Origin of the sequence: Streptomyces sp. NPDC058289, assembly GCF_042880975.1 — a bacterium.
Lineage (GTDB): Bacteria > Actinomycetota > Actinomycetes > Streptomycetales > Streptomycetaceae > Streptomyces > Streptomyces stoeckheimensis.
Window position 1 is genome coordinate 23,911 of record NZ_JBHVYI010000046.1, and the last position, 11,724, is coordinate 35,634.

General features: G+C 72.9%; 8 protein-coding genes and 1 pseudogene. 2 read left to right on the forward strand and 7 right to left on the reverse strand.

Annotation, left to right across the window (positions count from 1 at the left end):
• Window positions 1-43: 43 nt before the first annotated feature.
• The 4 genes from ACFVX6_RS23175 to ACFVX6_RS23190 form a co-directional block, all read right to left on the reverse strand.
• Window positions 44-376 (reverse strand): hypothetical protein, encoded by a 333-nt coding sequence (locus ACFVX6_RS23175; protein WP_250741804.1) that lies wholly within the window; start codon window positions 374-376, stop codon window positions 44-46.
• Window positions 373-744 (reverse strand): WhiB family transcriptional regulator, encoded by a 372-nt coding sequence (locus tag ACFVX6_RS23180; RefSeq protein ID WP_214949242.1) that lies wholly within the window; start codon window positions 742-744, stop codon window positions 373-375. Before ACFVX6_RS23180 ends, ACFVX6_RS23175 begins: the two co-directional genes overlap by 4 nt.
• Window positions 745-911: 167 nt before the next feature.
• Window positions 912-1,340: a hypothetical protein gene (locus ACFVX6_RS23185; RefSeq protein WP_389694315.1), complete on the reverse strand. Its 429-nt coding sequence runs from the start codon at window positions 1,338-1,340 to the stop codon at window positions 912-914.
• Window positions 1,341-1,454: 114 nt separating this feature from the next.
• Entirely contained in the window at window positions 1,455-3,620 is a 2,166-nt protein-coding gene (locus tag ACFVX6_RS23190) for an ATP-dependent DNA helicase UvrD2 (RefSeq protein WP_389694317.1), read from the reverse strand.
• 215 nt (window positions 3,621-3,835) lie between these two features.
• On the opposite strand from ACFVX6_RS23190, the gene ACFVX6_RS23195 reads away from it, so the two are divergent.
• Both ACFVX6_RS23195 and ACFVX6_RS23200 read left to right on the forward strand, forming a co-directional pair.
• Complete coding sequence (locus ACFVX6_RS23195) at window positions 3,836-4,096, forward strand: mycoredoxin (protein ID WP_266904728.1); 261 nt, start codon at window positions 3,836-3,838, stop codon at window positions 4,094-4,096.
• Between the two features lie 123 nt (window positions 4,097-4,219).
• Window positions 4,220-4,874 (forward strand): annotated as a pseudogene (locus tag ACFVX6_RS23200) (aldo/keto reductase).
• Window positions 4,875-5,001: 127 nt separating this feature from the next.
• Here ACFVX6_RS23200 and nudC read toward each other — a convergent pair.
• The 3 genes from nudC to ACFVX6_RS23215 all read right to left on the reverse strand — a co-directional run bounded on the left by nudC (window position 5,002) and on the right by ACFVX6_RS23215 (window position 11,602).
• Window positions 5,002-5,955 carry an NAD(+) diphosphatase gene (gene nudC / locus ACFVX6_RS23205; protein WP_389694319.1) on the reverse strand — a complete coding sequence of 318 codons (954 nt, stop codon included), beginning with the start codon at window positions 5,953-5,955 and terminating at the stop codon, window positions 5,002-5,004.
• A 69-nt stretch (window positions 5,956-6,024) separates the two neighbouring features.
• Window positions 6,025-7,434: a dipeptidase gene (locus tag ACFVX6_RS23210; RefSeq protein ID WP_389694321.1), complete on the reverse strand. Its 1,410-nt coding sequence runs from the start codon at window positions 7,432-7,434 to the stop codon at window positions 6,025-6,027.
• A gap of 10 nt (window positions 7,435-7,444) precedes the next feature.
• The gene (locus tag ACFVX6_RS23215; protein WP_389694355.1) at window positions 7,445-11,602 is read right to left on the reverse strand and encodes a UvrD-helicase domain-containing protein; all 4,158 of its coding nucleotides are present in this window, start codon (window positions 11,600-11,602) and stop codon (window positions 7,445-7,447) included.
• Between the last annotated feature and the right edge of the window lie 122 nt (window positions 11,603-11,724).

Sequence of the window (11,724 nt, forward strand, 5' to 3'; positions counted from 1 at the left end):
CGGTCCCCCCGGTGGTTTCCTCCGAGCTGTCTCCAGCTCTCTCTTAGTGCATGACGGCCATGGCCAGCGCGCGCCGGGCGCGCAGCGAGACGCGCTCGGCTCGACGCTGCATGCGCCGCGCGGCGACCAGGCGCACGGCGCGACGCTCGGCGTCGACCTCACGCATGCGGTCGTCCATATGGGCACGAGCCATGGCTTCTGGGATGAGTTGCATTTCGCGGGTCCTGTTCTGACGCGAGGTGATCGCGCCGGCGGTGATGAAGTCTGCGGTGGCGGCGCCGTGCGGCTGCTCGCTCGTGGTGGCGTGGGGGGACATGAGGGCCTGCTTCAGGGGGTCGTGCGTGAGGGGGCGGTCGATGGTTCCGTTGGCGGTCATGCCGCAACAACCGGGTTCTTGCGCGGGCGGCCACGGGGACGCTTCCGGGCGACGACGACACCCTGGACGAAGAGCTCGCCTCCCCAGACACCCCAGGGCTCGCGGCGCTCCAGCGCACCGGCGAGGCAGGCCTCGACCAGCGGGCAGGTGCCGCAGAGGGACTTCGCGTACTCGACGTCGGCCGGGGACTCGGCGAAGAAGACCTCGGGGTCGTAGGTGCGACAGGCGACGGGCACGCCGAGGTTCTCGATGGCGTCGTCGAGCGCGGTCAGCGCGGTGAGGGGAGTCAAGGTGGAGTCCTCCGGGACTGCGGGCGGGGAGAGGGTCTGGGTCTTCGGTACGGACGGGGCGTGCGCTTCGAGTTGCACGGTGGTTTCTTCCTCGTCTTGTTCGTCTAGTCGTTCCGGCCGGTCGGCCGGGGGCGGCTGGGGTACCTCGCCCCTTCGGTCCGTCGTCCCCGTTCGGGGACAAACAGAAGGGCCGCGGATCCCGGGTGGGGTTCCGCGGCCCTGAAGGCGCCGGTCTGATCGTCAGATCAGACTGGATCACTCCAGGGTTCGAGCCCGCGGTAGGCCCACATCAGGTGGTGCTGCTTCTTCGTCTGCGTCTTCGGCTGCGTCTTGAATCCGGCACTGGCGGCACCGGCTGCGGCCGCAAAGGCATAGGCGCCATGCGCCTGGGCTTCTGCTGCCAGTACTGCCACCGGTGCCTTGGTCCGTCGCTCATTGCGCTCACTGACCGGCAGCGCGGAAGGCGCGGCGGGCAGGACGGGGCCGTCAGCGCAAATGGCGGACAGACCGGTACCCGGGAGACCGGTACCCGTGAGGGCAAGGAGCGTGGAGGAGCCGAGCGTGCAGGAAGCGGCGACCGAGCGATCGGTCATTTTGGTGGTGGTGATGAAGCTGGTCACTGGTCTCGCCTCCTCTCGGCGTCTCGGGGACTCGGCCCGGAGGCCTGGTCCCATGCGTATTCGGATAAGTACAGCACGGATCAGGGGCTTCGGAGAAGCCACCGTTTCCGTTGCTAAGAACCTATGGGGCTGTGCTGGACATGTGCAAACTATTTTTCCGACGAGTTTCTACGCGTCGTCAGGATCTTCCGTCCCAGGCTCCCCACCTGCGCAGATGGCCAGCACGTCGGCTCCGTACCGCTCGAGCTTGCGGGCACCCACTCCGGAGATCATCGAAAGCTCTCCCTCTTGCGAGGGTGCGGCCTCCGCGATGGCCATCAGCGTCTTGTCCGTGAAGACGCAGTAGCCGGGCATGCCCTGCTCCTTCGCCTGGACGGCGCGCCAGTCGCGCAGCCGCTCGTAGAGCCCTTCGTCCATGTCCGAAGGGCAGTCCTCGCAGCGCATCAGTTTCAGCTCGCCGGCGTCGGTCAGCGTCTTGCGGCAGACCCGGCACACGGCCGGGCCGCGGCGGCCCCGCTTGCGGGCCCCGGGCTCGACCGGACCGCCCGGCCTGCTTCCCGGCGCCAGGGAGCCCGGCCTCAGGCCGTTCAGGAAGCGGCTGGGGCGTCGGGACCCCCGGCCGCCCGGAGTCCGGGAGAGGGCCCAGGAGAGCGTCAGGTGGTGCCGGGCGCGGGTGACGCCGACGTAGAGCAGCCGGCGCTCCTCCTCGACCTGCTCGTCCGTCTTCGCATAGGTGATGGGGATCATGCCGTCGGTCAAGCCGACGAGGAACACGGCGTCCCACTCCAGGCCCTTCGCCGCGTGCAGCGAGGCGAGGGTGACGCCCTGGACGGTCGGGGCGTGCTGGGCGGCCTTGCGCTCGTCCAGCTCGACCGTCAGATCGGCCAGGGTCGCGGACGGCCGGCTGCGGGCGAAGTCCTCGGCGAGCCGGACCAGCGCGGCCAGCGATTCCCACTGGTCGCGGACGGCTCCGGAGCCGGCGGGCGGAGCGCTGGTCCAGCCGGTGGAGCTGAGCACGGCGCGGACCTGGGATCCGAGCTCCACGACGTCGTCGAGCAGCCGGTCGTTGCCGCCGGAGCGGGCGGCTCCGCGCAGGGCGAGGATCGCCTTCTGGACCTCGGCGCGCTCGAAGAAGCGCTCGGCTCCGCGCAGCTGGTACGGGACTCCGGCGTCGGCGAGGGCCTGCTCGTAGACCTCGGACTGGGCGTTGATCCGGTAGAGCACGGCGATCTCCCCCGCCGGGACGCCGGCCGCGACGAGGTCGCGGACCCGGTGGGCGATGCCCTCGGCCTCGGCGGGCTCGTCGGTGTACTCGGCGTAGACCGGGTCGGGGCCGGTCTCGCGCTGGGAGACCAGCTCGAGGCGGTGCTCGGCGGCGCGGCCCTTGGCCTGGGCGAGGAGCCCGTTGGCGAGGTGGACCACCTGGGGGGTGGAGCGGTAGTCGCGGACCAGCTTGACCAGGGTGGCCTGCGGGTACTTCGTGCGGAAGTTCAGCAGGTGGTCGGGGGTGGCGCCGGTGAAGGAGTAGATCGTCTGGCTGGCGTCGCCGACCACGCAGAGGGTGTCGCGCTCGCCGAGCCAGAGGTCCAGCAGCCGCTGCTGGAGCGGGCTGACGTCCTGGTACTCGTCGACGACGAAGTGCTGGTACTGGGTGCGGATCTGTTCGGCGATGTCGTGGCGGTCCTGCAGGATGCCGACGGTGAGGAGCAGCACGTCCTCGAAGTCGATCATGCCGCGGTCGCGCTTGAGCTGCTCGTACGTCCCGTAGATCTGGGCGATCTCGGCCAGGTCCCGGGGGGCCTCGCGGCCGGATTTGCGGGCGGCGGCCGGGTAGTCGGCGGGGACCGTCTGCGTGACCTTCGCCCACTCGATCTCGCCGGTGACATCGCGCAGCTCGCCCCGGTCGAGGCGGATGCGGCAGCGCGCGCCCGCCTCGGCGACGAACTGGATCTTGCGTTCCAGCAGCCGGGGCACGTCGCCGCCGACCGCCTTGGGCCAGAAGTACTGGAGCTGGCGCAGGGCGGCGGAGTGGAAGGTCCGCGCCTGCACCCCGCCCGCGCCCAGCTCGCGCAGGCGGCCGCGCATCTCGCCCGCGGCGCGGTTGGTGAACGTGACGGCCAGCACGCTCGCCGGCATCAGCTGGCCGGAACGGACCCCGTAGGCGATGCGGTGGGTGATCGCCCGGGTCTTGCCCGTGCCGGCGCCCGCGAGCACGCACACCGGCCCGCGCAGGGTCGTCGCGACCTCGCGCTGCTCCGGGTCCAGGCCCAGGAGCACCGCATCGGCCGAGTCGGCGCCGGGCGTGATGGATGAGGAGTGCGTTGCTGATGTCACCCTGCCATGCTGCCAGGTCTCGTGAGGGGGCCGGGAAATCCGTCCACAGACCGCCCCCGCCCGTCCGACATGAACATGGTCGTACCGGAGTGCGGTCGTACGGGAGCGGGGTGCGGGGTGCGGGCACTCGGCATTCCGGGAATGGGCGCGCGGTCACGTACGTTCAACCCTCGGGCCAAACGGACCAACGAGCACCCACGAATGGAGAGCGCAGCATGCAGGACGCGGGCACGGTCACGATGTACAGCACGACCTGGTGCGGCTACTGCCGTCGGCTGAAGAGCCAGATGGACCGGGAAGGCATCGCCTACACCGAGATCAACATCGAGCTCGACCCCGAGTCCGCGGCGTTCGTGGAGAAGGCGAACGGCGGCAACCAGACGGTTCCCACCGTCCTGGTCACCTCCGCCGCGGGCAGCGAGTCGGTCATGACGAACCCGAGCCTGGCCCAGGTCAAGCAGGCCCTCGCCGTCTGATGTGCTGAGCACCACGCACGGAAAGCCCCCGCCCCGGCGGGGGCTTCTGCGTTCCAGGGAGCGATCGACCGGCCTGTCAGCGTGATTCCTTGATCACATTGATCAAGGGGGAGGAACCGACACGTGAGTACGACCGTGTTCCGCATCGGCGGGGATCTGGAAGTGCGCAGGCTCGGTTTCGGGGCCATGCGCTTGCCCACGGACCCGGGCCCGGACCGTGAGAACTCATTCGCGGTGGTCCGGCGGGCCGTCGAGCTGGGCGTCACGCTGATCGACACCGCCTCCATGTACGGCTGGGGCGCCAACGAGGAACTGCTGGCCGAGGCCACTGCGGGACCTGCGCCCCGAGGGCAAGATCGGCCGGATCGGGCTCTCGGAGGTCACCGTCGGCGAACTCTCCGCGGCCCGGGAGATCGTCGACATCGCGAGCGTGCAGAACCGCTACAACCTGCTCGACCGGGAGCACGAGCCCGTCCTCGCGGCCTGCGAGGCGGCGGGCATCGCGTTCCTGCCCTGGGCCACCGTGGCCTGGGGACGGTCCGGGGCGACGGCCGAGATCGCCGCCGTGGCCGCCGAGGCCGGAGCCACCCCCACGCAGGTCGCGCTCGCCTGGCTCCTGGACCGCTCGCCGGTCGTCCTCCCGATCCCGGGCACGTCCCGGATCGCCCACCTGGAGGAGAACCTCGCCGCGGAGCGCCTCCGGCTGACCGAAGCCCAGCGCCTCCGCCTCGACCGGTTGTCCGACGCCGGCAGCGCAGTCCGGGGGGAGCGGGCGTGAGCCGGTACGGCCGTACCTGAACACGACTGACGGAACACGGACGGACGACGGACGAAGGCCCCCGCCGGAGCGGGGGCCTTCGTCGGTGCAGCCGACGTACGGGTGGTGGACGTACGGGTGGTGCCGGTCAGGCGGTCGTGAGCGGCTTCGGGAGGGGCTTGCCGTACCAGAGCTCGACCAGGCGGGCCGCGATGGAGATGCCCGCCGGCGGGAGGACCTCGCCGGCCTCGATCGCCGCGCGCAGGTCGTCGCGGGAGAACCAGCGGGCTTCCTGGATCTCGTCGCCGTCGACCGCGATGTCGAAGGTGACGGCGCGCGCCGTGAAGCCCAGCATCAGGCTGTACGGGAACGGCCAGGGCTGGCTGGCGACGTAGTCGACCTCGCCGACCTTGACGCCCGCCTCCTCCCAGACCTCGCGGATGACCGACTGCTCGATCGACTCGCCCGGTTCGACGAACCCCGCGAGGGTGGAGAAGCGGCCCTCCGGCCAGTGCACCTGGCGGCCCAGCAGCGCGCGGTCCTGGTCGTCCGTGACCAGCATGATCACCGCCGGGTCGGTCCGCGGGTAGTGCTCGGCCCCGCAGCCCGGGCAGCGGCGGATGTGCCCGGCCGCGGCGACCACCGTGCGCTCGCCGCAGCGGGAGCAGAAGCGGTGCATGCGCTGCCAGTTCTCCAGCGCCACCGCGTGCACCATCAGCCCGGCGTCCCGCGCGGAGAGCAGCATTCCGGCCTCGCGCAGACCGGCCGGGCGGGCCGACTGGTCCATGCGGCCGGGCAGCGAGTCCTTCTGCAGCGCGAAGTACCGTACGCCGTCCTCGTCGGTCCCCAGGAAGTACCGGTGCGTCTCGGTGACCGGGGCCTCGAAGGCCGGGGTCATCACGATCGCGGTGCCGCCGTCGGGGGTGTCGTCGATCAGGACCTGGCCGCCCGAGACGACGAAGACGCGGGTGCTGGGGTGGCTCCAGGCCGCGGCGAGCCACGCCTCGTCGAGGCGGTGGTGCGCGGCGCGGTCGATTCCGCTGGGCGCGGCCAGCGAGATCGGACGCTCGGACTCGGTATGGGTGCTCACAGGTACTTCCAACTCCCCCGGTGGTGGGACACAGGCAGGCTCAGCAGGACGGACGGGTGTGCGGTGGCGGGTGGGGCGTGCTCAAGCGGACGCCGGCTTCCAGTGGGCGGCCAGGTCGCCCCAGAGGTAGGCGGCCGTCTCGACCCCCTTGGTGAGCAGGTCGATCTCGACCTTCTCGTTCGGCGAGTGCCAGCCGTCGGAGGGTACGGAGATCCCGAGGAAGAGGACAGGGGCGTTCAGCACGTCCTGGAGGTCGGCCGCCGGACCCGAACCGCCTTCGCGGGTGAAGCGGACCTTCTGGCCGAAGGCCCTGCTCATGGCGCGGACGACGGACTGCAGCGCCGGGTGGTCCAGCGGGGTCAGGCACGGCCGGGTCGGGGCGCCGAAGGTGATGGAATGACGGATTCCGGCCGGGACGCGCTCCGCGACCCAGGCCGTGACGGCCGTCTCGACCTCGTACGGGTCCTGCCCGGAGACCAGGCGGAACGACAGCTTCAGGTGCGCCGAGGCGGGCACGATGGTCTTGCCGCCGGGTCCCTGGTAGCCGCCGCCGATGCCGTTGACCTCTGCGGTCGGGCGGGCCCAGACGCGCTCCAGCGTGGAGTAGCCGGCCTCGCCCGAAGCCGCGTACGACTTGGCCGTACGGAGCCACTCGGCCTCGTCGAAGGGGAGCTCGGCGATCAGCTCGCGCTCCGCGTCCGTGAGCTCGGCGATGTTGTCGTAGAAGCCGGGGATCGTGACCCGCTCGTCCGCATCGTGCAGGGCCGCGACGAGGCGGGCGGCGACGGTGGCCGGATTCGGCACGGCGCCGCCGAAGGCACCCGAGTGGATGTCCTGGTCGGGGCCGAACAGGTCGATCTCGCAGTCGGCGACGCCGCGCATGCCGGTGCAGACGGTGGGGGTGGTCTCGGACCACATGCCGGTGTCGGAGACGATCACGACGTCGGCGGCGAGGCGGGCCGCCTCGCGCTCCACGAGGGCGCGGAAGTGCGGGGAACCGGACTCCTCCTCGCCCTCGACGATCAGCTTGAGGTGCACGGCGGGGGCGGACGCCCCGGTCGCGGCGAGGTGGGCACGGACGCCGAGGGTGTGGAAGAAGACCTGCCCCTTGTCGTCGGCGGCGCCGCGCCCGTACATCCGGCCGTCCTTGATCACCGGCTCGAACGGGTCGGTGTGCCAGCCGTCGGCGAGGGCGGCGGGCTGCACGTCGTGGTGCCCGTAGACGAGGACGGTGGGGGCCGCGGGGTCCTCGCTCGGCCATTCCGCGAAGACGGCGGGGGCGCCGGCCGTCTGCCAGACCTCGGTGACCGGGAAACCGGTCTCCTTGAGCTTCGCGGCCAGCCAGTCGGCGCTGCGCCGTACGTCGTCCGCGTGCTCGGGCTGGGCCGAGACGGAGGGGATGCGGAGCCACTCGGCGAGGTCGTCGAGGAACGTCGCGCGGTGGCTGTCGATGTACGTGCGGACGACGCTGTCCGCCGGGGTGTCGCTCATGACCACGAGCCTAACCGTCCGTTCGATGGTCACTTTCCGTGTCCGTTTTGCCTTGGAGGATCTGCTCAAGACGAGCGCGGTCGGGGAGGTTCCGGGGGCGGATGACGCGGCCGCTGCGGACGTGCAGGAACACGGCGGTGACCTCGGCGAGGGGGGTGTTCGTGGCTTCCGCCCAGGCCAGGCGGTAGACGGCCAGCTGGAGGGGGTCGGCCTCGGTGGTGCGGCCGGTCTTCCAGTCGACGATCTCGTAGCCGCTGCCGCCGCCGTCCGCGTCCGTGGTGCGGTAGACGGCGTCGATCCGGCCGCGGATCACCCGGCCGGCGAGGGTCAGCTGGACCGGGACCTCCATGCGGTACGGGGTCCGGTCGGCGTACGGGCTGCGCTCGAAGGCCGCCTTGAGGGAGTCCAGGTCGGCCTCGTCGGCGATGTCCTGGTCGGAGCCGTCGCCTCCCGGGGGCTGGGCTCCGGGGAGGTCCGTGAGGGGGTCGAGGACGTCGAGGTGGGGCAGCGGGAGCTCGTCGAAGCGGGACTCCACCCAGGCGTGGAACCGGGTGCCCTGGCGGGCGGCGGGCTGCGGGGGCTTGGGCATGGGGCGGGCTAGGTCGCGTACGAAGCCCTGCTCGTCGGAGGCGAGGCGGAGCAGCTGGCTGGCGGAGAGCGCGGGCGGGAGCTCCACGTCGCGGACGGCCTCGCGGGCGCGGCGGAGCTCGCCCTCCAGGGCGTCGAGGTCGCGGTCCCAGGAGGCGATGGCTCGTGCGTCCTCGGGGGTGAGGGGGCCGGGGCCGGGCCCGGCCTCCGACCACGGGTCGTCGGTGCCGACCGGCTTCGCGGATCGGCGTCGGGGCTTGGCCGCGGCCCAGTCGCCGTCGCCGGCCTCGTACTCGTCCTCCGGCCACAGGTCGTGGTCGCCGCCGGGCGCGGGCGCGGCCGGGCGCGGGCGGGGCTCGTCCCCGGGCCACAGGTCTTCTTCGCCGGGTGCGGCGGGGCGCGGGCGGGGCTCGTCCCCGGGCCACAGGTCTTCTTCGCCGGGTGTGGGCGGGCGCGGGCGCCTGGCCCGGGCCGCGTCCTCGGCCTCCGGCCAGAGGTCGTCGGCGGTCGCGGGCGCGGCGGGGCGCGGGCGGGGCGTGGTCCGGTCGTCGCCCCCAGCCCCGTCCCCGGGCCACAGGTCCTCATCGCCACCGGGCGCGGTGGAGCGCGGCCGAGGCTTGGGCTCGGCCCGGTCGCCGTCCTCCGGCCACAGGTCGTCGGCGGGCACGGCCGGGCTCGGCCCGGGCGCGGCCCGGTACCCGCCGTGCGGCCACAGGTCGTCGGGGGTCGGGGGGGCTTCTTCTTCCCCCACCCCGCCCCTTCCCGAAACCGGGGCTGTGCCCCGGACCCCCTGCGGGGTTCCGCCTGCGGCGGCGGGCACGGCCGTGCCCCGGCCTGCCCCGGCCTGCGGCCGGCCGGCGTCCGCGGCGGTCGGTTCGTCGGCCGGGTGCGACCGCGGAGCCTGCGCCGCCGCGGCTCCGTCGGCCGGGTCCGGCCACGGGGCCGGAGGTTCCTCGTCGTAGGCGGGGTCTTCGCAGTGTGGGGGCCAGAGGTAGGGGTCCTCCGGGGAGGCATGGTGCTCCCCGGCCTCCGGGTACTGCGGATCCTCCAGGGTCCCCGGGTGGAGGTAGGACTCGACCAGGGTGGCTGCCTGGCGGCGGAGGGTGAGGGAGGTCGGGTCCAGGGGGAGGGGCCAGGAGTGGTCCGGGGTGGTGTCCGTGGAGAGGGCCGGGTTTTCGGCGTCCGGTGCCGGGGTGTCGGCCCAGGCTTCGATCTCGCCGTGGCCCGCGGCGCAGTGGTCGTACAGGGCGGAGAGGAAGGAGGACGGGCCGCGCGGCTTCTTCTGCGTCGGGCCCCACCAGTGGCCCGAGGCCAGGAGGAGCGAGCGCGGGCGGGTGAAGGTGACGTAGCCGAGGCGGAGTTCCTCGACGGCCTTGTGGGACTTGAGGGCCGACTTGAAGGTGCGCAGGCCCGGCGAGGTCCATTCCGGGGTGGTCGGGAGGGTCGGCGCGTCCCCGCGCAGGGCGTACGGGAGGACCTTCGCGTACGAGGTCCAGGCCTCGGGGGCCTTCTCCTTCGGGAAGGAGCCCGCGCACAGGTCGGGGACCACCACCACGTCCCACTCCAGGCCCTTGGACTTGTGGGCCGTGAGGACCTTGACCGTGTTCTCGCCGCCGGGGAGGGCGTGGTCCAGGCCTTTTTCGTACTGGGCCGCCGTGCGCAGGAAGGCGAGGAAGGCGAGGAGGGAGGCCTCGCCGTCCAGGGAGGCGAAGCCGGCCGCCACGTCCATGAAGCTCGACAGGGTCTCCCGGCGGCGGGCCGCCAGCGCGTGCGGGGACGAGGCCAGCTCCACATCGAGGCCGGTCGTCGACAGGACCCGGTGCAGGACGTCCATCAGGGGGTCCGAGAGGGAACGGCGCAGGTCTCGCAGTTCCTGGGCGAGGTGCGCGAAGCGGACCCGGGCGGCAGCGGAGAAGGGCAGCTGGTCGGGGGCGGACCGGCCCGCGCCGTCCAGGAAGGTTTCGAGGGCGTCGGCCAGCGACACGATCTCCGCCGGGTCCACGCCCTCCACGGCCGCCGCGAGGCGGTCGTCGTCGCCGCCGGACGGGGAGCGGGAGATCAGGGTGCGGGCGCGGCGGCCCAGCAGGGCCAGGTCGCGGGCGCCGATCCGCCAGCGCGGCCCGATGAGCAGCCGGACGAGCGCGGCGTTGGCCCCGGGGTCCTGGAGGACCTCGCAGACGGCGACGAGGTCCGCGACCTCGGGGAGGTGGAGCAGGCCGGACAGGCCGACCACCTCGACCGGAACGTCCCGCTCGACGAGGACCGCCTGGATCCGTGCGAAGTCCCCGCCCGAACGGCACAGGACGGCGATCTCGCGCGGCTCGGTGCCGGTACGGACCAGGTGGGAGATGGAGTCGCCGATCCAGTCGAGCTCCTGGGCATGGGTCTCCAACAGGGCGCACCGGACGGAGCCGTCGCGCTCCGCGCCCGGTGCGGGGCGCAGGGCCTCGACGCCCTCGTGCATGGCGCGCAGCGGAGCGGCGAGCTCGTTGGCCAGGTCCAGGAGGCGGCCGCCGCTGCGCCGGTTCTCGCTGAGGGAGAAGCGGGTGGCGGGGCGGCCGTCGGCGTAGGGGAAGTGCTCGGGGAAGTCGTCGAGGTTGGCCACGGAGGCGCCGCGCCAGCCGTAGATGGCCTGGCAGGGGTCTCCGACGGCGGTCACCGCGTGCCCGGTGCCCCCGCCGAACAGCCCGGACAGCAGGAGCCGCTGCGCGACCGAGGTGTCCTGGTACTCGTCGAGCAGGACGACGCGGAACTCCTCGCGCAGCAGGGCTCCGACCTCGGGGCGGGTGGTGGCGAGCTGCGCGGAGAGGGCTATCTGGTCGCCGAAGTCGAGGAGGTCGCGGGAGCGTTTGGCGGCGCGGTAGCGGGAGACCAGCTCGAGGAGTTCGAGGCGGCCTCGGACGGTTTCCGGGACCTTGCGGAGGTCCTCGTTGCTGAGCTTCACGTCCGCGAGGGCGGAGAGGAGCTCCGTGTCGTACGCGCGCAGCCGCTCCGGCGGTACGAGGTGCTCGGAGAGCTCCCCGTCGAGCGCGAGCAGGTCGCTGACCAGGTCGGGAACGGATTTTTTGAGTGCCGGGTAGGGGCCGGGGGCCTCGCGGAGCACGCGGGCGGCGAGCTGGAAGCGGGTGGCGTCGGCGAGCAGCCGGGAGCTGGGCTCCAGGCCGATGCGCAGGCCGTGGTCCTTCAGGAGCTGGCCGGCGAAGGCGTGGTACGTGGAGATGCGCGGCTCGCCGCCCGCGGAGTCGGCCTCGGCCGGGGAGGGGTCCGGATCGCTGATCCCGGCCCGCGCGAGGGCGGTCCGTACGCGCTCGGCCAGTTCGCCGGCGGCCTTGTTGGTGAAGGTCAGGCCGAGGACCTGCTCGGGCGCGACCGCGCCCGTGCCGACCAGCCAGACCACGCGGGCGGCCATGACGGTGGTCTTGCCGGAGCCGGCGCCGGCCACGATGACCTGCGGGGCGGGCGGAGCGGTGACGCAGGCCATCTGTTCGGGCGTGAAGGGGATCCCCAGGAGCTCCTTGAGCTGCTCGGGATCGGTGAGGACCGCTGCCTGCGGCGCTTTTGCGGGCGGGGCGGGAGGCAGGGCCGGAGGGACGGGCGGACGCGCGGACACGTGAAAAGGCTAGCCGCCCCCTCTGACAGTCCCGCCCGCCCGGACCGGGCGGGCAGCCGGACCGGGCGGGCGGCCAGGGGTGCCGGGCCGGG